Genomic DNA, 20,670 nt, shown 5'->3' with positions numbered 1-20,670 from the left:
AAGAGGGGCAGTTGCGGCCGTCGGCTGGTCAACTGGTCAAGTGGTAAACTACGGATTCCACGCAAGAGGGTGAGCAACATGAAGGCCGACGCACCAGGTGCGGTGCTCAAACGAGAGCGGGTCCGCGACTTTCTCCTCGGCCTCGTCGAGTCGCACGACGCGGGGGAGGCGATCCCCTCCGAGCGCGCCCTCTGCGCCCGCCTGGGAGTGTCCCGTCCGACCCTGCGCGCGGCGGTCGACGAACTGGTCGCCGCCGGTCTTCTGGTGCGGCAACACGGCCGCGGCATGTTCGTTGCACCCGAGAAGATCACCCAGGAGCTCGTCTCCGGCCGGCAGGCCATGACCGTGCCCCAGGCCTCCGGGACCTGGTCGAGCCGTCTGCTGGAGTTCACCACCATCCCGGCGGGCGCGCGCGTGGGCCGCAAGCTGCGTATCTCGCCCGCCGCCGAGATCGTGTACGTAGCACGGCTGCGCCTGGTCGACGGCGCACCGATGGCCATCGAGCACCTGCACCTCAGGGCCGACCTGGTCCCCACGCTGTCCGCCCGGGAACTGGAAACCGGCGACCTGTACGAGCACCTGCGCGAACAGCACGACGTGCACGTCCACGAGGCCGTCCAGGCGATCGAGCCGACCGTCGTCACCCGGGTCGAGGCCGAACTGCTCGAGGTACCCGAACTGTCCCCGGCGCTGCTCTTCGAGCGGCTCACCTCGGACACCACGGGCCAGCCCGTCGAGTACGTCCACTCGATCTACCGCGGCGACCGCTACCGCATCGTCTCCAGGCTCACCCTCGGCCCCTCGGCCACGATGCCGTCGGACCGCGTCGGACATCACCCCGGCATCCCCCCGGGCGACTTCGCGCACCGCGACACCATCGCGTCCTCCACGCGCGGTGACATCCAGTCGGCACCGTGAGCCACGACGGTTTCCCGTGGAGCGGGGCGGAACGCCCCACGGGTGGGGGCCTACAGCTCTCCGGGCCGACCGTAGCGGTAGAAGAACGGGCAGATCTGGCCGACCAGCGTCGTCGGCCCGGCCCTCGACATCCTGGCGGACAACTCCCTCGCCACGGCCCTCCACAGCGGTTTCGACACGTTCGACAACCTCGCCCGCATGGTGTTCGTCGACCCGGCAGGGCGCGAGTTCTACCAGGAATGGGAGCGAGCCGCGCACTCCTGCGTCGCCGAAATCAGGGCCGCCTACGCCACGATCCCGCATGGTGGTCTATCAAGCTGAACCGGCGAGCCCGACGGCGGCCGCCTTCGAGACGCTGAGGACCATGGCGGCCCAGCCGGAGCAGGCCCAGGCAGCTGTGCCCGTATCCGACATCTGATTCCCGTGTGCGGGTGTGGGGTACGGGTCCTGGCCGACGATCGAACTCCTTCCGTACCTCCCTCCGTTGCCTTTCTCTCCCCGCTTCGCCCCTCCCTTCCTCACCCCACGGCTTCCTCAGCCCACGACCGCCGCCCGCACGCACAGCACGTCCGGCAGATGGGAGGCGAGCAGTTGCCAGCTGTCGCCGTCGTCGCCGGAGGCGTACACCTCGCCGTTGCGATTGCCGAAGTAGACGCCCGCCGGGTCCGCGTCGTCCGTGCGGAGCGCGTCGCGCAACACCGTGCCGTAGTGGTCCTCCTGGGGCAGCCCGGCGGTCAGGGACTCCCAGGTCTTGCCCGCGTCCTCCGTTCGGAAGACCCGGCAGCGACGGTCGGCGGGCACCCGGTCGGCGTCGGCGTTGATCGGGAAGACGTACGCCGTGCCGCCCCGGTGCGGGTGGGCGGCCACCGCGAAACCGAAGGTGGACGGCAGGTCCGCGCCGATGTCCGTCCAGTGGGCGCCCGTGTCGTCGCTGCGGTACACCCCCCAGTGGTTCTGGAGGTAGAGCCGGTCCGGATTCGCCGCATCCTGCGCGATCTTGTGCACGCACTGGCCGAACTCCGGGTTCGGGTCCGGCAGGAACACCGCAGACACACCGGAGTTCGACGGCGCCCAGCTCGCGCCGCCGTCCGTGGTGCGGAACACCCCGGCCGTCGAGACCGCGACGGTCACCGCCCGCGGATCGCGGTGGTCGGTCACCACGGTGTGCAGCCCCTCACCGCCGCCGCCCGGCACCCACCGCGAGCGGGTGGGGTGCTCCCACAGCGGGCGCACCAACTCGAAGCTCTCCCCGCGGTCCTCCGAGCGGTACAGCGCGGCCGGTTCCGTGCCCGCGTACACCACGTCCGGCTCGGCGACGGCCGGGTGCAGCTGCCAGACCCGCTCCAGGGAGGCGCCCGTGTCCTTGGGGAACCTCACGGCCGGGCGGGCCGGTTCGCTCCAGGTGCGGCCCAGGTCGTCGGAGTGGAACACCGACGGACCCCAGTGCGCGCTGTCGCCTCCGGCCAGCAGCCGCGGGGTGCCGCCGCGGGTGTCCAGGGCGACCGAGTAGACCGCCTGGGCGTTGAAACAGGGACTCTCGTCGAACTCCCAGGCGCCACCTCGCCGCCGCCCGATGAACAGGCCCTTTCGGGTGCCCACGGCGAGCAGTACCTCGGTCATGCCGATCACCTCCGGGACGTCTTTGTCACGTGAGTTTTCAGACATCGGCCAGTCTGCACCCCGGCACTGACAGTCACCTAGGGAAGTGGTGTCGCCGCAGGTCAGGCCGGTTGTGTCGGCCTGTCGCGGAGATCGGTGGGGCGTCTTCGGGTCAGACGCCTGCGCGAACCGGCGCTCTCGTGCGACCGTCGAGTCGGGGGCTCGCCCTGAGCAGGACGGGGACGTCGCCCGTATGGGAAGGCGGTCGGGAAGGCGGCCGGTCTGTCCGTGCGCTCGTGAGGAGGATGCCTTTGAAGGCGTTCCGTGGTCCGAAGGTCTGGCTGTGGCGCTGGCGGCGCAACCCGCTCAAACGCCGTGCCGACACGGTGGAGGCCTGGCTGGTGCTCGGCGCCTGGCTGCTCACCGTACTGACCGGGGTCCTGTCGGGACTCGTGGCGGCCGGCTCCGTCGAGCACGGGCTGGCCCGGGAGCGCGTCGAGTGGCGCCCGACCGTGGCCCAGGTCACCGAGAAGGCCCCGGGGACGGCGAACTCCGGCGAGCGGGTGTGGGCCAAGGTCCGCTGGACCGTGCCGGACGGCTCCACGCACACCGGCCAGGCCCGCGTCGAGCCCGGCAGCAAGGCGGGCAGCCCGGTCACGGTGTGGACCGACCCGCAGGGCCGCCTGGTCACCCGTCCCGCTTCGGTCTCCCAGGCCCACCTGCGCGCCGGCCTCATCGGCACCCTCGTGGGCGTCAGCGCCGCCGCCGTCCCCCTCGTCTCCGGCCTGGCCCTGCGCGGCCGGCTGGAACGCCGCCGCATGGCCGACTGGGACGCCGAGTGGGCGCGTCTGGGCCCGCAGTGGGGGCGGATGACCGGCTGACGCGACCGGCTGCGGAGAGCGGGGCCGTCGCCACCGGCAAGTGGTCGGACGGCCCCTCACCCTCCCGCCAGCACCCTCCGGCACACCCGGAGCAGTTCCTCGTCCTTCTGTATGTCATGGCTCCCGTACCCGCCCACCCGTGTCGTGTGGCGCCGAGGGCCGGTCACCTCGGCCCGCAGGAGGTCCCGCAGCGGGTCGCCCGCCGGTCCCATGCGGGCGAGGCAGGCGGCGATCGTGCCGCGGGTCTGGGGATTCCCGGCCCAGGCCGCGCGGAACACCGGCAGGACGTCTTCCGGATCCTGGCCGATCCGCCACAGCGCCGCCGCGGCCGAGACCCGTTCCCGCACTCTGCTCGTCCCCGTCATACGGCGCAGCGCGGGGAGCGCGGGGCGGGCCGCGGGCCCCAGCCGGGCCAGCTCCCTGGCGGCCGGACGGCGGCGCCGGGACTGTTCGTGCGTCAACTCCCGCAGCAGCACGGGAAGTACGACGGACACGTCCTCGCCCGTCGACCACAGTGCCCCCGCGGCCGCCGCCGCGTACTCGGTGTCCAGGAGCCCCCGCAGCACCGGCGCCGCCTCCCGCGCGGCGGGGCCGAAGCTGTCCAGAGCGCGGATCGCGCACCCGAGGGCGGTGTCGCGCGGCCCGGGGGCACCCGGCGCGGCACTCAGCAGGCGCAGGACCTCCGGCAGGGCCGCCACGTCGGTCAGGGCCGTGAGCGCCGACAGCAGCGGAACGGCACGGTCGGCGGTTCCGGGCGAGCCGAGGCGTATCTGCCCGAGCCGGCGCCGCAGCGCCGGGGCGAGCGGGGCCGCGGCAGGCCCGAGGTGCACGACCGCGTGCCCCAGGTCGTCCGGCGGAAGCGGGCCGGCCAGCAGTTGGGCGAGAACGGGCACCGCCCTGGCGTCCCCGCTGCGGGCGAGGGCCTTGAGCGGACCCCCCAGCGCCGGCGTCCCGCGCTCCCACCGGCGCACCCACAGGTCGGGCCGTGCGGTCACCAGGGCGTGGACGTGGTCGACGGCGGGGGTGGCCAGGTCGAACAGCTCGGCCAGCACCGACACCGCCGCGTCCCGTAACGGATCCTGCTCCTGCATGACTTGGGTGCCGAGCAGCCCGACGAGCCCGGCGTAGTCGGCACGCCACTCGCGCAGCAGTCCCGCCGCCATCCACACCGCGTTGCGCCGGTCCACCGGGGCGGGGCTGGTCAACTGCCCGGTGAGCAGGGCGATCCGGTCCGTGACCCGGTCGCCCAGGGCGGTGTGGAGGGTCCGCAGCAGGTACGCGCCTTCCTCGTCCGAGGGCCGCAGTCGCCGTATCCGGCCGACCAGGGTGTCCGTGCCGGGGCGGTCCGGCTGGTCCGGCCGCCCGCCGGGCCGCTGCTCGGACCTGTCCCGGAGCAGCCGGACAGCCGTCGGCACCAGATCGGCCGGGAGCCGGTCCGGCGCCCCGAGCGCGAGCTGGCCGAGGGCCGCGAGCCGCAGCCCGGGTCCGTACGGCGGGGCGCTCTGCACGGTCAGGAGATCCACCGCCGCGGCGGCGTGCGCCGGATGCCGCCGTACGAAGAGGCCCAGGCACTCGGTGAGGGCCAACAGGACCCGGTCGTCCCGCTCGACCGTGATCCGATCCCGCAACAGGCCCAGCACACGCCCCGGATCGTCGAGGAACCGCACCAGCGCCGCCGGCGCCGCGCGCCGCACCCAGGGATCCGGATCCGCGGCCAGACCGAAGAACACCTCCGCACCCGAACGGACCGCGGCGCCCTCGTCCTCCGTGCCGATGCTGACCAGCAACTCGACTATGCCGCCCCGGTCCGGAACCTCGGCGCGGGCCGCGAGGGCGAACAGGAACGGAACGCAGGCGAGCGTCGAGTCGTACACGTTCCCCTGGTGGTGCACCGAGCCGTACATCCCGTCCAGCGCGCCCTCCCGCTCGGCCCGGTCCGCGGACGCCAGCCCCCGCAGCAGTCCGGGCACGTCCTCGGCACTGCCGTACGCATGCCGCAGCGAGGCCCAGTCGACGTCGTCGATCCCCGTGAACACGTTGTCCTCCCCAGGCGATTGCCACCTGATCGCGAGTCTGCACCACGGCACTGACAACGAAGCGGAATCGCGCGGCGACTGTGTGCGATCTGTCGGCTGGGACCGGCCACGAACCGCGCCAACGGTCCGGAGGGATCAATTCCCGCCCGAGGGCAGGTGCATGCCACGACGACGAAACCGGCTCCCGCCGGGAGGGGCATGGAGGGCTGCGCGCCGGACCGAAGGACCCTGACTTCGTGCCTCTCGTGCCTCTCGTGCCTCTCATGCCTGGCGACCGGCATGGTTTCTCGTCAGCCACCATCCGGTCCCCGCTGTAGACGGGCAGACAGGACCAGGCACCCCCCGCCTGCCGGAGGCACGCCCCGCACTGACCGGATCGGCTACAGGTACGGCCGGCCCTGCCGGGGAGCAGCGGGCCCGGGGCAGAGCCACAGGCGGCAGGGTGTGGGGAGCGGTGCGGGGGAGCGCGGGACGCAGCCAAAGGGGCGCAGTCGGGAGAGCGGCGCCGGGGGTGCGGGGGCGGAGCCGCGCGGTGTGCCGGGCGGCAACCCCCGGCGGGGTCCGGGTCAGAGCCCGGTGGGATGCAGGGGCGGAGCCCCGCGGGGGTTCAGGGGGGCGGAGCCCCCTGGCGGGGTCGAAGGGGCGGAGCCCCCTGGCGGGGTCGAAGGGGCGGAGCCCCTGGGGACGGGAACGGGTAGGGGCGGCGGGGGCGAGAAAACCGGTGCCGACCGCAGCCCCCGCAGCCCCGCAGGCCAAGGGCCGCAACGCCGGCCGGACACCGGGCAGACGGGGTGCACCGGCCGGCCTGGACGCGGCGGCGCAAGAGCTGCCCCCGCCGGGGGCGGACGCGCCGCCCGGACCGGAGGATCAACGCGAGCCCGGCCCAGGCAGGCCCGGAGGCACAGCGTCCGCCCGGCAGCGACCGGAGGTCAGTTCGCGGCGGCCACCGCCCGCCCCAGGATCGCGTCCATGTCCGCCGAACCCGGCAGCGTGCCGAACGCATGCCCCCAGTCCCCGCCGAGCCGGGTGGCGCAGAAGGCGTCGGCGACCGCGGGCGGGGCGTGCCGGACGAGGAGGGAGGCCTGAAGGACCAGGGCCATCTCCTCCACCAGGCGTCGGGCGCCCGCCGGTTCGGCCCCGGGCAGGCGGTCCTTCAGCCGGGCCACGGCCGCGTCCAGCCGGACGTCCGCACCACGGGCCAGGGCGAGTTCGGCGAACAGGGCCTCGGCCGTGGCGGGCTCCCGCCCCAACGCCCGCAGCACATCGAGCGCGTTGACGTTCCCCGAGCCCTCCCAGATCGACAGCAGGGGCGCCTCCCGGTAGTGGCGGGGCATCCCGGACTCCTCCACGTAGCCGTTGCCGCCGAGGCACTCCAGTGCCTCCGCCGTGAAGGCCGGCCCCCGCTTGGTCACCCAGTACTTGCCGACGGCGGTCGCGATCCGCCGGAAGGCCTGCTCCCCGGCGTCCCCGCGCACCGCCCGGTCCGCCGCCCCCGCCAGCCGCAGCGTCAGCGTCGTCGCGGCCTCCGACTCCAGCGCGAGATCGGCCAGCACGTTGCGCATCAGCGGCTGGTCGACGAGCCGCGCGCCGAACGCGCTGCGGTGCCGCACATGGTGGCCGGCCTCGACGAGCGTCTTGCGCATCAGCGCCGCCGACATCATCACGCAGTCGAGACGGGTGCAGTTGACCATCTCGATGATCGTCTTCACGCCCCGACCCTCCGCCCCGACCAACCAGGCCACGGTGCCGTCGAACTCCGGTTCGGAGGAGGCGTTGGACCGGTTGCCCAGCTTGTCCTTCAGCCGCTGGATGCGGAAGGTGTTGCGGGTGCCGTCGGGCAGCACGCGGGGGACCAGGAAGCAGGACAGGCCCTCCGGGGCCTGGGCCAGCACCAGGAACACGTCGCACATCGGCGCCGACGTGAACCACTTGTGCCCGCGCAGCGTGTACACGCCCGGTTCGGCGGTGGGCGTGGCCGCGGTCGTGTTCGTCCGGACGTCGGATCCGCCCTGCTTCTCGGTCATGCCCATCCCGGCCAGCAGCCCGGGCTTGTCGGTGGGGACGCGCAACTCCGGGTCGTACTCCCTGCCGGTCAGCAGCGGCTCGTAGACCTTCGCCAGCTCCGGCTGGGCGCGCAGCGCGGGGACGGCCGCGTACGTCATCGAGGTCGGGCAGCCGTGCCCGGCCTCCGTGTGCCCCCACACCAGCCCGCCCGCGCTGCGGGCGACATGGGCGCCCGGCCGGTCGTCGGCCCAGGGCGCGCCCGCCAGCCCCTCGGTGACCGCGACCCGCATCAGATGGTGCCAGCTCGGGTGGAACTCGACCTCGTCGACCCGGTTGCCGTACCGGTCGTGCGTACGCAGCTCCGGCTCGTGCCGGTTGGCCAGTTCGGCCCACTCCTGCGCCTCCGCGCTGCCCGCCCGTGCTCCCAGCCGCCGGATGCCCTCCTCGGCCCAGCCCGCGCCCTCCCTGCGCAGCCCCTCCAGCAGGGCCACGTCCTCGGACGCGTCGTAGGGGGCCGGGGGCGGGGGCTGGTTGGTGACGTCGTGCGTGGTGTGCCATGACGGCTGCGGGTGCGCGAGGGTGTCGGCCATGCCGATAGTGTTGCACTATTTCTACGACCGCAGCAATGATGCAATACGAGCGGCCCCGTACAGTACGTCTCCATGCACGAGAACGTGGCCGGGAACGCGGCGGCCGGCCCCCCGGAGCTCGAGCTGCGCCCCCTGTCCGCCCGGTCGGTCGTCCTCAGCCTGCTGCTGGGCGCGCAGCCCCCCGAGCTGCCGGTGAAGGACCTGGTACGCGCGGTCGAGCCGCTCGGCGTCGGCGGATCCACCCTGCGGGCCGCGCTCAGCCGTATGGTGGCCGCCGGTGACCTGCGGCGCACGGGCGGCGTCTACCGGCTCAGCGACCGCCTGCTCAGCCGCCGGCGGCGGCAGGACGAGGCCGTGCACCCGGAGACCCGCCCCTGGGACGGCGACTGGGAGATGGTGGTCGTCACCGCGACCGGCCGCGGCCCCGGCGAACGCGCCGAGCTCCGCGCCCGGCTGGCCGCCCGCAGACTCGCCGAACTCCGCGAGGGTGTCTGGCTGCGGCCCGCCAATCTGCGCCGCGCGGATCCCGACGGCCTCGGCGACGTGGTCCGGCGCTTCACCGCCCGGCCCGAGGAATCCGCCCGCGACCTGGCCGCGGGGCTGTGGCCGCTGGAGGCCTGGGCGGACACCGCCAGGGCTCTGCTCGCCCATGTCGCCGCGACCGACCGCCCGGCCGACCGCTTCACCGCCCTCGCGGCCGTCGTGCGCCACCTCCTGGCCGACCCGGTCCTGCCCGCCGGGCTCCTGCCCGCCGACTGGCCGGGCCCGGACCTGCGCGCCGCCTACACCGGCTATCAGCGGGAGTTGACGGACGCGATGCTCGGTCGCACCGGGTAGGCAGTGGAAGGCGGTCGTGCGAAGCGCCGTCAGGTGCGCCCCGTACGACCGCCGTCGTGGGGGAGTGGTGCCTTACTTGTAGGTGATGTCGGAGGACGAGTACTTGCAGTACGTCGCGTCAGGGCCGCTGCCGTTCTTGGGCGGCTCCGCGCCCGTGTTGTTGCCGATGTACTTCTGGCAGGGCACGATCTTCTTGCTGCTGTCACCGACGATCGTGATCTTCTTCAGCGTCGCGCTGTCGCCGTAGTTGGTGTTGATCCCGACGAGCGCGCTGCCCTTGTAGGTCGCCTCGATGGTGTTGAGGTTGATGGTCCGCTTGTACTGCGTCTTGCAGTTGCCGCAGGAACGGACCAGCTTGCCGAAGTTCTGCACCGCGAAGTCGGAGACGTTGAGCGTTCCGGCGCCGTTGAACTGGAACACCTTGTCGCTGGCCTCCTTCGCGCCACCGCCGGAGACGGTGTACACGTTGGACGACGAGGAGCCGAGGAACGTCGCCGCGTCCTCGCCGACGTCCTCCCACCACACGTTCTGGAGCGTGCAGCTGCCCAGGCAGTGGATGCCGTCCGCGGCGGGAGCACCGATGATCACGTTCTTCAGAACGGCGCCGGGCGCCAGTTCGAGGATCGGGTCCTGGTCCTCGTTCTGTCCGCCGGTGCCCAGGTCTCCGCTGCCGTACAGGCGCTTCATCCCGTAGTCCTTGGTGCCGGAGACGGAGATGGTGGAGGTGACCGCCTGGCTGCCGTTGGCGGTGGGCCAGGTGGCGGCGCTCGCCGGGGTTCCATCTGTCATGATCATGACAGTCGAGAGCCCGACGGCGGCCAGTGCGCCCGTCAGGGCGCGCCTGCGGGCGCGTGGTCGTGCCGAAGAAGTCATGTCCCGATTCCTTCTTCCTTGTTGGGGGGTACCTGCGGGTGCGCCCCTTTGTGGGGTGGGGTGTCCACGCGTGAGGTCATCTATATGAACCGCATGCGGGACGGTGAACGGCGTGTGCGAGTGGATGACCTCATAGGGGGCGATATCTGCCCCCTCGGTCATGTCGTTGAACGGGACCGTAGGATGTAAGCGCTTTCTAGTCAACGCTTCGCGCAGAAGACGGCAGGGCTTGTCCCTGCCTCCGGGAAGTCGCGTGGGAGCGCTTCCATGAAGGCCATGTCCATGCCACGATGCCCCACATGCCCCCCACAGTGCCTTTACGACGCACCCTGACCGCACTCCTCGCGGCGCTGGTCCCGCTGCTCGCGGCGGTGTTCCTCACCGCGCCGCCGGCCGCGGCCCGCGCCGATGCCCCCGCCGCCCTGCCCACGGCGACGCTCACCGAGGTCACCGGCTTCGGCGACAATCCCAGCAACCTCCAGATGTACATGTACGTACCGAGCGGCGTCACCGCGCACCCGGCGGTCGTGGTGGCCGTCCACTGGTGCGGTGGCTCCGCCTCCGCCATGTACTCCGGCACCGAGTGGGCCCAACTGGCCGACCAGTACGGGTTCGTCGTCGTGTACCCGTCGGTGACCCGGGCCAGCAAGTGTTTCGACGTCTCCTCCCCGCAGGCACTGCGCCACGGCGGCGGCAGCGACCCGGTCGGCATCAGGTCGATGGCGGACTGGGCGACCCGCACCTACTCGGCCGACCCCGGCAAGGTGTTCGTCACCGGCATCTCGTCCGGCGCGATGATGACGAACGTCCTGCTCGGCGACTACCCGGACGTGTTCGCCGCGGGCGCCGCGTTCTCCGGCGTACCCTTCGGCTGCTTCGCCACCACCGACGGCTCCGAGTGGAACAGCACCTGCTCCTCGGGCGCCCTCACCCACACCCCGCAGGAGTGGGGCGACCTGGTCCGCGGCGCCTACCCCGGCTACAGCGGCCCCCGGCCACGGATGCAGCTGTGGCACGGCACCGAGGACGACGTGCTGCGCTACCCCAACTTCGGGGAGGCGATCAAGCAGTGGACCAATGTCCTCGGCGTGAGCCAGACGCCCGCCGCCACCGACTCGCCCCAGTCCGGCTGGACCCGCACCCGCTACGGCTCCACCGGTGACCAGGCCCCCGTCGAGGCCATCAGCCTCCAGGGCGTCGGCCACAACCTGTACACCTACGGCATGGCGGCCCGCGCGCTGCACTTCTTCGGCCTCGACAGCGGAGGCACCGTGCCCCCGCCTCCCGCCGGGCCCTGCAAGGTGACGATCACCACCAACGCCTGGAGCACCGGCCTGACCGCCTCCGTGACCCTCACCAACACCGGCACGACAGCGGTCACCGGCTGGAAACTGGGCTTCACCCTGCCCTCCGGCCAGACCATCACCAACGGCTGGAACGCCACCTACAGCCCGTCCTCCGGAGCGGTGACGGCCACCAACGCCTCCTACAACGGCACCATCGCGGCGAACACGAGCGTCAGCATCGGCTACCAGGCCACGCACACCGGCGACAGCGCCGCCCCCACCGCCTACACCCTCAACGGAACCGCCTGCACGGTCGGTTGACGAACCGGGTGCGCACCGCACGAGAGAACGGCGCGCACCCGCCACCCACCCCCTGGTCAGAAAGGGACACGTGAAGCCGCCCAGACGCATCCCGCTCGCCACCCTGATCAGCACCGGCGTCCTCGTACTCGCCCTCGCCGTGACGTCGTCGGCGCTCACCGCCCTGGTCAGCAGCCCCAAGGCCGCGTCACCGCGGGCCGCTTCGCCCCCGAGCACCGGCCGGCACTGGGTCAACACCTGGACCGCGATGCCGCAGCTCACCGAACCCGCCAACCTGCCGCCCGCGCCCTTCACCGGCACCAAGTCCGTCCTGGCCGACACCACCCTGCGGCAGACCCTGCGCGTGTCCACCGGCGGCCACCGCATCCGGCTGCGCTTCTCCAACGCCTACGGCGACACCCCGTTGCCGCTCACGGCGGTGACGGTGGCGCTGCCGCAGGACGGACAGCCGGGGGCCGCCGCGGTCGAGTCCGGCAGCGCCCGACGGGTCACCTTCTCGGGGCGCGCCTCCACGACCGTCCCGGTCGGCGCCGACATGGTCTCCGATCCCCTGGAGTTCGATCTGGCGACAGGATCCACCCTGACCGTCACGGCGTACCTCGCACAGGGCCAGCCGTCGCTCGCGCTCACCTCACACCCGGGCTCGCGCACGACCTCGTACCTGATCAACGGCGACCACACCCAGGACCAGGACCTTCCGGGCGCCACCCCGGTCAACCACTGGTACCTGCTGAGCGACGTGGAGGTCCTGTCACCCGGGGCCACCGAGGCACTGGCGATCCTGGGCGACTCGCTGACCGACGGCCGCGGCTCCACCACCAACGGCAACGACCGCTGGCCCGACCAGTTCTTCGACCGCCTCCAGACCCGGCCCGCCACCTCCGGCATCGCCGTCCTCAACCAGGCGGCGGGCGGCAACCGCGTCCTCAACGACGGGCTCGGCCCCAACGTCCTCGCCCGCCTCGACCGCGACGTCCTCTCCCGCAGCGGCGTCTCCCGGCTGATCGTCTTCGAAGGCGTCAACGACATCGGCACCGCCGACGCCACCCCCGACGCCCAGCGCCGGCTCACCGACGACCTGATCGCCGCCTACCGGCAGATCGTCGTCCGCGCCCACGCCCAGGACATCCGCGTCTACGGCGCCACCCTGACACCCTTCGGCGGCAGCACCCTCTACGACGACCCGGCAGGCAAGCGCGAGACCTCCCGGCAGCGCGTCAACGCCTGGATCCGCACCCCCGGCCACTTCGACGCGGTCGTCGACTTCGACCGCGCGGTACGGGACCCGGACGACCCCCGCCGCCTCCGCCCCGACCTGCACGACGGAGACTGGCTGCACCTGAACCCGACGGGATACGGCAAGCTGGCCGCGGCGGTGCCCACCGGGCTGTTCCGCAGGGACTGAACTCCAAGGACGACCTAGGCGGCCTCTGCCCGGGGTTCCTCGACGGGCCCCTCGCCGCCGCCGGCGGCCGAACCGGCCCGTGCCGGAAGGTGGTTGAACAGCAGGTTCAGTACGATCGCGGTCAGGCAGCCCGCGCTGATGCCGCTGTTCATCACCGTCTGGAACCAGTCCGGGAACTTGGCGTACACCGTGGGCACGCCCACCGGCAGCAAACCCACGGCGACCGAGACGGCCACCACCGTCAGGTTGTCGTTGTCCTTGAAGTCGACCCGCGCCAGCGTCCGCACACCGCTCGCCGCGACCGTCCCGAACATCACCATTCCCGCGCCGCCCAGTACCGGCGCGGGAATGGCCGCGACCACCGCGCCCAGCTTGGGCAGCAGGCCGAGCAGCACCAGGATGCCGCCGGCCGCCGCGACCACCCAGCGGCTGCGCACCCGGGTCATGCCGACCAGCCCGACGTTCTGCGCGTACGCCGTGTACGGGAAGGTGTTGAACACGCCGCCGAGGACGGTGGACAGCCCGTCGGCGCGCAGTCCGTCCGCCAGGGAGCGCGGCTCGACCTTCCGCCCGGTCAGCTCGCCGACCGCGATCAGGTCACCGGTCGTCTCCGTCATGGTCACCAGGGCCACCACCAGCATGGACACGATCGCGGACACCTCGAACGCCGGTGCCCCGAAGTGGAACGGCGTGCTGATACCGACCCAGTCGGCGTTCCCGACCCCGCCGAAGTCCGTGAAACCGAAGGGCACGGCCACCGCCAGCCCCACCGCCATGCCGATCAGCACCGCGATCCGGCTCAGGAAGGCGGGGGCGAACCGCTGCACGCCGATCACCACCGCCAGCACGAAGGCCGCGAGCGCCAGGTTCTTCGGCTCCCCGAAGTCCTTCGCACCGGCCCCGCCCGCCGCCCAGTTGCCGGCGACCGGCAGCAGCGACAGACCGATGATCAGAATCACCGTGCCGGTGACCAGCGGCGGGAAGAAGCGCAGCAGCCTGCCGAAGACCGGTGCCAGCAGCGCGATCGCCAGTCCCGCCACGATCACCGAGCCGTAGATGGCGGGCAGTCCGCCGCCCGTCGTCCCGGTGAGCACCATCGGTGACACGGCCGCGAAGGTGCAGCCCTGCATGATCGGCAGCCGCACGCCGAACCGCCAGAAGCCGACGCACTGGATGAGCGTGGCGATGCCGCACACCAGCAGGTCGGCGGTGATCAGGTACGCCAGGTCCGCGGGCGACAGTTTCAGCGCACCGCCCACGATCAACGGGACCGCGACGGCGCCCGCGTACATCGCGAGCACGTGCTGCAACCCGAAGGCGGCCAGTTGCCGTGCGGGTGGGACCTCGTCGACGGGATGGACGGGGGTGGTCGTGGCCATGGGCACTCCAGAGCGGCGGCGGGGGCGGGGGTGACATCCGAACAGCACGAGACCGTAAGGGCCTTGAACAGTTTGTTGATTTCCGTGTTGTTGCCGGTGTGTGTACTGCCCACCCACGCGCGCCCGACTCCGCCGGGGCGACCTGATCCGCCGGACTCCTAAGAGGTCGCCGTCCGCGCCGCCGCCAGCAGTGATTCCCAGTCGGCCAGTTTGACCACACTCCGCCCGAGCGAGGCCCCGAGCTCCGCCTCGGCCCGCTCGATCGCCTGCCATCCCGCCCACGGCACCGGATCGATCCCGGCGGCCCGCAGCGCCGCGACCGGATCGTCCGGGACGGACGCGTGGGCGAGGACAGGGGCGTCCGCGAGCAGGGAGGTCGCCGTCTGCTTGGCGCACGGGCGGTTCGTGCCGATGACACCGGTCGGGCCGCGCTTGATCCAGCCGGCCACGTACTCGCCCGCCGACACGGCGGAGCCGCGCACCACCCGGCCCTCGACGTTCGGCACCGTGCCGCTCGCCGCGTCGAACGGCAGCCCCTCCAGCGGCACTCCGCGATAGCCGACCGAGCGCAGCACCAACTGCGCCTCGACGTCCTCGAACCGGCCGGTGCCCGTGACGCCGCCCTGCCCGTCCGGCACGGTCCGTTCGAAGCGCACCGCGCCCACGCGCCCGCCTTCGGCGAGGAGTTCGACGGGGCGCAGGAAGAAGCGCAGCCGGATGTGGTGCGACGCCTCCGCGGGCAGCCGCGCCGCCCAGCCGCGCAGCACCTCCACGTTGCGCCGCCGCGGTGCGGGCAGCCCGGACGGGTCGGCGTACTCCGGGTCGAGTGCCAGTTCGTCCGGGTCCACGGTGACCTCGGTGCCGGGCAGGCCGCTCAGCTCACGCAGCTCCTTGGTGGTGAAACGGGCCTGCGAGGGGCCGCGCCGGCCCACCATCCACACCTCCCGCACCCCGCTCGCCGCCAGCGTGGTGAACGCCGCCTGCGGCATGTCGGTGGGGCTCAGCTCCGCCGCGCCGCGAGCCAGCATCCGGCTGACGTCCACGGCGACATTGCCCACGCCGATGACCACGGCCGACCGGGCGCCGGCCAGGAAACCGGCCTCGACCGCGTCGGGATGCGCGCTGTACCAGGACACGAACTCGGTCGCCGACCAGCTGCCCGGCAGATCCTCGCCCGGAATGCCGAGGTGGCGGTCGGTCGCGGCGCCCACGCAGTACACGACCGCGTGGTACAGCTCCCTCAGCCGCTCGACGGGCAACCCACCAGGGCCGCCGACCCGCACGCCCCCGAGGAACCGCACCCGGTCGTGCTCCAGCACCGTGCGCAGGCTGCCCTGCAGTGACTTGATCTTCTCGTGGTCCGGGGCCACGCCGTAGCGCACCAAGCCGTACGGACACGGCAGCCGGTCCAGTACGTCGACGAACACCTCGGAATCCAGCTGGACCAGGCTCTGGGCGGTGTAACACCCGCTCGGCCCGGAGCCGACGACGGCGACACGCATGGCTCCAGGATCTCACCGCGTCGGCTCCGCTGACAGGGGCCGGTGGGGTGACGTGCCGGGGCGGCGTGTGGCGTCACCCCACCGGCCCCACCGGCCCCACCGGTCCCAGCGGCTCTACCGGGGGCCCCGCTGCTCCCCCGGCCGCTCCTCCGTGGCGAAGAACCGCGACAGGTCCTTCTCGCACGGCCCCTCCGCCGCTCCCGTCCCGGGCGGGACACCCAGCTCCCAGTCGAGGCCGTAGCGCTGGAACAGCTCCTCCCGCAGCTTCGGGACCGGCATCGGCACGCCCGGGACCAGCGCCGCGTACACCGCCCCCATCAGCACGGCGCGCAGCAGGGGATAGTCGGCCCGTACGTTGTGCGAGCCGTACCTGGCGACCGTGTCGCCGAGCAGCTCGGACAGGCGGCGCTGCTCCGGGCACTGGACGAGGCCCTCGGCCTGGAGGAGCCCGGCCATGTGCTGGCGCATCAGCACGGGCCGGTCCCGGGCCAGGCCCAGGATCGCGTCGATGGCCCGCGCCAGCCGCTCCCGCCCGTCGTCGGTGCGCGGCTCGCGCTCCAGCGCCTCCTCCAGCGTGCGGTGCATCAGCCGGTGCACGGCGGACTGTACGAGCTGGCGTTTGCCGGGGAAGTAGTACGACACCAGGCCGCGCGCCGAGCCCGCCCGGTCCGCGATGTCACCCAAGGTCGTGGCCTCGTACCCGTGCTCGCCGACCAGCTCCACCGCGGCCTGTAGAAGCCGCTCCCGGGAACGCCGCCGCAACTCTTCATTGACCGAGGCGCTGCGCGGGGACATGCTGAAACTCCTGCGTTGACTGGCTGCCAGCCAACTATAATCGACGCACCAGGCACCGTTTCTACCGGGGTCTGTTCAGGGCTGCCGTCCGTCTGGGGCGACACGGGGGATCGTCTCAGACGGACGGCTCAGGCAGCGGCCGGTGCCCGACCCGGCGCGCGCAGACGCACGCCTCTTCGTCTCTTCCGTCGCACGGCGACTGTTCCGTCCCTACAGTGGGGCAGGGGCGCCGAGCGGAGGAGCGTGGCGGACATGGAACAGGACGAGCAGATCCTGACCCGGGTCACGGAGATGGTCGAGGACGAGCGCAAGCTGCGGGCGGCCCTCGCGGCCGGAGAGATCGACAGCGCCACCGAACAACAGCGGCTCACCGGCCTGGAACGCGAGCTCGACCAGTGCTGGGACCTGCTGCGCCAGCGCCGTGCCAAGGCAGAGTTCGGGGAGGACCCCGACGACGCCCGGGTCCGTTCCGAGTCGCAGGTCGAGGGATACCAGGGCTGATCGGAACGGGCTCCGCCGGGCTCAGCCCACCAGGTCCAGCACCGGCAGCAGCGCGTCCGGCCGCTCGGACACCGGCAGGTGGTCCACGAAGTGCACCCGGCACCCCAGAGCCGCCGCGCCGCCGTCCGCCGGCCGGCTGTCGCCGACCATCAGCGCGTCCCGGGGCTCGACGCCGAGCGCCGCGCAGGCCGAGGCGAACAGGCGCGGGTCCGGCTTCTGGATGCCGTGTTCGTACGACAGCGCGTACGCGTTCACGTACCCGTCGAGCCCGTGCTCGCGGAAGACCGGGCGCAGGTCCCAGCCGATGTTGCTGACCACGCCCACGCCGATCCCGCGCTCGCGCAGGGTACCGAGCACCTCGGCGGCGTCGGGGTAAGGGGACCAGGCCCGCGGTGACATGTGCCGGTCGTACAGCGCCTCGTGCAGCCCCGCATCGGGCAGCGGAACCCGGCGGGACAGCCCGGTGTACGCGGCCCGGTGCAGCGAGGCGCTCTCGTCCCGGACCGCCCACACCTCCGCGAGCTCCGCGGGCAGCTCGACCGGCGCCGCCCCGCCGGGCAGCGCCCCGGCGGCCTCCAACGCACATGCCGTCTCGGCCAGTTCCCGCTCGGACAGCTCCAACGCCGCCTCGGCCAGCACGGCACGCAGCCAGGACTCGGTGGACTCGACACGGAACAGGGTCCCGGAGAAGTCGAAGAGGACGGCAGTCATGCGCTGGACTGTACCCGGCGGCCCGGCCGGTGCGGGGCCGCCGTCGGCGCAGGTCAGTTCAGTGGAGCGGGCGGCGGGGTGCCGTAGAACTTGACGGCGTGCCAGCCGCGGGTGGCGATGAAGTCGTTGAGCAGGTTGGCGATCTCGAGCGGGTCGATGGAGCTGGCCGCGGGGGCGTCGGTCACCTGGACGCTGAACTTGATGTCCAGGTACGCGTCGATGTCGGCGATGGTGGACTGTCCGGAGAAAAGCGTCCCCGGGGAGAAATCCGTCGACGCCGTCTCCGCCTGCGCCTCCTGGGCCTGGGCCGGCTGCGCGGACGCCGTACCGCCGATCGCCGCGCTCGCCGCGGCCGTCCCCGAATATCCGAGCAGTGATCGTCTCGACATGCTGGACACGATTCCCCCTCCAAGGCGGCCCTGCGGGCGTCTCCCGAGGGCGCCGCCTGATCGTAAGCATGTTCGATGTTCGGGTGGGGCTGAACGGGACCGTCCGTTAGTCAGAGCGTGCCCGGGAACCCCACGGCGACTCGTACGCCACAATCGCCACCGCGACCACCAGCCCCCCGAGCAGCCACCCCCCGACCACGTCCGACAGCCAGTGCACGCCCAGCCACACCCTGGTCAGGCCGACGCTCAGCACGGACACGACGGCCACCGCCAGGGCCGTACGCCGCAGGGCGCGTCCGGCGCCGAAGCGGGGGAGCAGCCAGAGCAGGAGGCCGCACACCACCATGGCGTTCATGGCGTGACCCGAGGGGAAGGCCGCGTAGTGCGCGGAGTCGACGGGGTCATGCCAGACCGGGCGCGGGCGGTCGACGGCCGCCTTCAGCGACTGCTGCACGATCGTGGCCACCGCGCAGGTCACCGCCAGCCACACGGCCGTCCACCACGCCGACCGGCGCCACACCAGCCACACCGCGGCCACCGCGCACACCAGGCGCATCGTCAGCGGGTCCCAGACCCAGTCGGTGAGGATGCGGAAGGTCTGTGTCACGCCGCGCTCTGCGACCGCCCAGCGGTGGGTCGTGCGGGAGACGTCCCCGTCCACGGTGATCAGGGGGTGCCATCTGATCGCGACCAGCGCCAGCAGCAGGGCGGAGCACAGCGCGAGGAGCGCGGCCGCGACGGCTGCCGCGCGGTACTGCTTCGGGCGGGGCGGTGAGTCGACGGACGGGTGGTGCATGATGCGATCTTCGCCGAAGCGTGGGGCGGGAGGCCAGTACTGGGCAGGCCGGGGCTCGGAGCCTGTGGGGCCCGGACCGACACCATGGGTGGGAGGGGCGGGCCCTACCCCAGCGCCCGCAGCCCCGGCACCAGCGCCACCAGCACCGGGATCACCGGCACCACCGCCGCCGCGGCGGTCAGGCGGAGGCGGTGCATCGCCGTGAGGCGGTCCGGGGGCGTGAGCAGGCGGTGCACGCGTTGGGGGACATGGGTGTGCGAGGTGGGGCCGGGGCCGAAGATGCCACGGTCCTCGTTGAGTTCCACCAGTGCCAGTGCGGTCGTCAGGCGGCCGAAGCGGCGGGAGGCCATGTCGTCGGCGGCCAGTTCGACCAGCCGGTGCATCTCGTCGCGGAACGCGGCGAACACCGGCACCTGCGGAAAGCCACCCGCCAGCGCGGCCGAGCAGTGCAGCAACCAGTCGTGGCGGGCCTGCGCGTGTCCCTGCTCGTGGGCGAGGACCGCGTCCAGTCGCCGTCCCTTCAGACGGCTCAACGCGGCAGTGGTGACGACGAGTTGAGGGGTGGCCCCCGACAGCCACCAGGCGTCCGGCCGCTGGCCCTCCAGTACGACCAGACGGCCGCCCGCGGGCTCCTCCCCGGGCAACAGCGGCGCCCGCACCAGGAGTTCGGCCCGCCGGCGGCGCCGCCGCGAGCGGGCCCGGGCCACCTCGCGGACCAGCATCGCCGCGCTCCACAGCCCGCCGCACGCCAGCGTCACCGCGGTCGTCGCCGCCCAGGGCCCGGCCGTGCCGAGGGTGTACGCGTCCACGACCGCCCGTGGCGCCGAGCCGAACAGGTGCCCGCGCACCGCCTGCCAGGCGGCCGCCGCGCTGAGTGTCATCGACAGCGCGCAGCACATCAGGACGGCCGCGACGACGCACTGCCACGCCCACAGGGCGACCACCGGTTCACGGTCCGGCCAGTCGGCCCGGGCGAGCAGCCGGGGGGCGCCGACGGCGGTCAGGGCGCCGAGCAGCAGCAGTGCCGCGGGGACCATCATGGGCAGCACCCTATGAGCGGTGGCTACCGAGGGGTACGGCCCGCCGCGGCAAAGTGACGCAGGCAACGCTCGCGTCCGGCGTGTCCGGGGCACCCCGCCCCGCCGGCCGGCTCTTCAGAGCGTCAGCAGCATCGCCACCATCCCGATCCCCATCGACAGCCGGCACGCCCGCGCCAGCTCCGGCCGGTCACCCCACCGGACGTCGCCCGCGCCGGACGCGAGGCCGGCGGGGACCAGACGGACGCCGGAGAGCAGCACGTACCCGGTGAAGTAGAGGAGCAGCGCGCCCGTCAGCGGCGGCACCCCCGCGCCGCCGTGGGCGTGGTGCGACGCGGGGGAGGCGGCCATCACGACCGCCATGTAGACCATGGCCGTACTGCCCACCAGGTGGTGCAGGTGGTGCGGGCTGCCGCGCGCGGCCCACAGGGCCCGCAGTGCCGCCGCGCCGAACACCACGGCGTAGAGCGGCCAGGTCCACGGCGGTGGGCTGAACGCCGTGCCGGGCACGGCCATCGCGGCCATGCCGAAGCCCATGAGCGCCTCGCCGCCCGCGGCGCGCCGCTGCTCCTCGACACTGCTGCGCATCCGCAGCAGGCAGTAGGCCCCGGTCCCGGCGCACAGCGCGACCAGCAGCCAGCCGGGCGAAGTCGGTCCGTGCACGCGCCCCTCCCCCCTCCACGGTGGGTCGAGGGATGCGATGCCCGGTCCGCGCGGTGCGCACGCGAGCGCAAAGGGGTGCACGGGAGCATTCGGTGGTGCACGGCAGGTGAGAGATCCCGCGAGGATCCCTCCCTGGAATGATTTACG

General features: G+C 72.9%; 19 protein-coding genes. 7 read left to right on the top strand and 12 right to left on the bottom strand.

Going from position 1 to position 20,670, the window contains the following annotated elements:
• Positions 1-78: 78 nt before the first annotated feature.
• Together ACWGJM_RS30765 and ACWGJM_RS30760 are read left to right on the top strand one after the other, a co-directional pair.
• Complete coding sequence (locus ACWGJM_RS30765) at positions 79-918, top strand: GntR family transcriptional regulator (RefSeq protein ID WP_453414997.1); 840 nt, start codon at positions 79-81, stop codon at positions 916-918.
• Positions 919-1,011: 93 nt separating this feature from the next.
• Positions 1,012-1,239, top strand: a complete 228-nt coding sequence (locus ACWGJM_RS30760; RefSeq protein ID WP_453415011.1) for an MmyB family transcriptional regulator — start codon at positions 1,012-1,014, stop codon at positions 1,237-1,239.
• A gap of 213 nt (positions 1,240-1,452) precedes the next feature.
• Here the strand turns inward: ACWGJM_RS30760 and ACWGJM_RS30755 are convergent, their stop codons facing one another.
• Positions 1,453-2,538: a WD40/YVTN/BNR-like repeat-containing protein gene (locus ACWGJM_RS30755; protein WP_453414996.1), complete on the bottom strand. Its 1,086-nt coding sequence runs from the start codon at positions 2,536-2,538 to the stop codon at positions 1,453-1,455.
• A gap of 290 nt (positions 2,539-2,828) precedes the next feature.
• Here ACWGJM_RS30755 and ACWGJM_RS30750 point away from each other — a divergent pair, with 290 nt between their 5' ends.
• Entirely contained in the window at positions 2,829-3,398 is a 570-nt protein-coding gene (locus ACWGJM_RS30750) for an Rv1733c family protein (RefSeq protein ID WP_453414995.1), read from the top strand.
• Positions 3,399-3,454: 56 nt separating this feature from the next.
• Here the strand turns inward: ACWGJM_RS30750 and ACWGJM_RS30745 are convergent, their stop codons facing one another.
• Both ACWGJM_RS30745 and ACWGJM_RS30740 read right to left on the bottom strand, forming a co-directional pair.
• Positions 3,455-5,434, bottom strand: a complete 1,980-nt coding sequence (locus ACWGJM_RS30745; RefSeq protein ID WP_453414994.1) for a HEAT repeat domain-containing protein — start codon at positions 5,432-5,434, stop codon at positions 3,455-3,457.
• Positions 5,435-6,363: 929 nt separating this feature from the next.
• Positions 6,364-8,028: an acyl-CoA dehydrogenase family protein gene (locus ACWGJM_RS30740; RefSeq protein ID WP_453414993.1), complete on the bottom strand. Its 1,665-nt coding sequence runs from the start codon at positions 8,026-8,028 to the stop codon at positions 6,364-6,366.
• Positions 8,029-8,100: 72 nt separating this feature from the next.
• On the opposite strand from ACWGJM_RS30740, the gene ACWGJM_RS30735 reads away from it, so the two are divergent.
• Positions 8,101-8,865 (top strand): PaaX family transcriptional regulator C-terminal domain-containing protein, encoded by a 765-nt coding sequence (locus ACWGJM_RS30735; protein ID WP_453414992.1) that lies wholly within the window; start codon positions 8,101-8,103, stop codon positions 8,863-8,865.
• Between the two features lie 72 nt (positions 8,866-8,937).
• Here the strand turns inward: ACWGJM_RS30735 and ACWGJM_RS30730 are convergent, their stop codons facing one another.
• Positions 8,938-9,738 (bottom strand): pectate lyase, encoded by an 801-nt coding sequence (locus tag ACWGJM_RS30730; RefSeq protein WP_453414991.1) that lies wholly within the window; start codon positions 9,736-9,738, stop codon positions 8,938-8,940.
• A gap of 299 nt (positions 9,739-10,037) precedes the next feature.
• Between ACWGJM_RS30730 and ACWGJM_RS30725 the strand changes: the two genes are divergently transcribed.
• Together ACWGJM_RS30725 and ACWGJM_RS30720 are read left to right on the top strand one after the other, a co-directional pair.
• Positions 10,038-11,345, top strand: a complete 1,308-nt coding sequence (locus tag ACWGJM_RS30725; RefSeq protein WP_453414990.1) for an extracellular catalytic domain type 1 short-chain-length polyhydroxyalkanoate depolymerase — start codon at positions 10,038-10,040, stop codon at positions 11,343-11,345.
• A 70-nt stretch (positions 11,346-11,415) separates the two neighbouring features.
• On the top strand, positions 11,416-12,750 hold the full coding sequence (locus ACWGJM_RS30720; protein WP_453414989.1) for an SGNH/GDSL hydrolase family protein: 1,335 nt from the start codon (positions 11,416-11,418) through the stop codon (positions 12,748-12,750).
• 14 nt (positions 12,751-12,764) lie between these two features.
• Here the strand turns inward: ACWGJM_RS30720 and ACWGJM_RS30715 are convergent, their stop codons facing one another.
• From ACWGJM_RS30715 to ACWGJM_RS30705, 3 genes are all read right to left on the bottom strand, one after another.
• A complete protein-coding gene (locus tag ACWGJM_RS30715) occupies positions 12,765-14,129 on the bottom strand; it encodes a nucleobase:cation symporter-2 family protein (RefSeq protein ID WP_453414988.1) in 1,365 nt (454 codons plus the stop codon).
• A 158-nt stretch (positions 14,130-14,287) separates the two neighbouring features.
• Positions 14,288-15,631, bottom strand: coding sequence for an FAD-dependent oxidoreductase (locus ACWGJM_RS30710; protein ID WP_453414987.1), 1,344 nt, complete (start codon positions 15,629-15,631; stop codon positions 14,288-14,290).
• 114 nt (positions 15,632-15,745) lie between these two features.
• Complete coding sequence (locus ACWGJM_RS30705; RefSeq protein WP_453414986.1) at positions 15,746-16,426, bottom strand: TetR/AcrR family transcriptional regulator; 681 nt, start codon at positions 16,424-16,426, stop codon at positions 15,746-15,748.
• A gap of 252 nt (positions 16,427-16,678) precedes the next feature.
• Between ACWGJM_RS30705 and ACWGJM_RS30700 the strand changes: the two genes are divergently transcribed.
• A complete protein-coding gene (locus ACWGJM_RS30700; protein ID WP_453414985.1) occupies positions 16,679-16,927 on the top strand; it encodes a DUF2630 family protein in 249 nt (82 codons plus the stop codon).
• 21 nt (positions 16,928-16,948) lie between these two features.
• Here the strand turns inward: ACWGJM_RS30700 and ACWGJM_RS30695 are convergent, their stop codons facing one another.
• The 5 genes from ACWGJM_RS30695 to ACWGJM_RS30675 form a co-directional block, all read right to left on the bottom strand.
• The gene (locus ACWGJM_RS30695) at positions 16,949-17,638 is read right to left on the bottom strand and encodes an HAD family hydrolase (RefSeq protein ID WP_453414984.1); all 690 of its coding nucleotides are present in this window, start codon (positions 17,636-17,638) and stop codon (positions 16,949-16,951) included.
• A gap of 53 nt (positions 17,639-17,691) precedes the next feature.
• Positions 17,692-18,027: a twin-arginine translocation signal domain-containing protein gene (locus tag ACWGJM_RS30690; RefSeq protein WP_453414983.1), complete on the bottom strand. Its 336-nt coding sequence runs from the start codon at positions 18,025-18,027 to the stop codon at positions 17,692-17,694.
• 106 nt (positions 18,028-18,133) lie between these two features.
• The gene (locus ACWGJM_RS30685; RefSeq protein WP_453414982.1) at positions 18,134-18,823 is read right to left on the bottom strand and encodes a phosphatase PAP2 family protein; all 690 of its coding nucleotides are present in this window, start codon (positions 18,821-18,823) and stop codon (positions 18,134-18,136) included.
• 104 nt (positions 18,824-18,927) lie between these two features.
• Positions 18,928-19,863, bottom strand: a complete 936-nt coding sequence (locus ACWGJM_RS30680; RefSeq protein WP_453414981.1) for a M56 family metallopeptidase — start codon at positions 19,861-19,863, stop codon at positions 18,928-18,930.
• A 114-nt stretch (positions 19,864-19,977) separates the two neighbouring features.
• A complete protein-coding gene (locus tag ACWGJM_RS30675; protein WP_453414980.1) occupies positions 19,978-20,523 on the bottom strand; it encodes a DUF5134 domain-containing protein in 546 nt (181 codons plus the stop codon).
• Between the last annotated feature and the right edge of the window lie 147 nt (positions 20,524-20,670).

The sequence above is a fragment of the Streptomyces sp. NPDC054834 genome (assembly GCF_053611185.1).
This window is presented reverse-complemented; position numbering and strand designations above follow the sequence as displayed.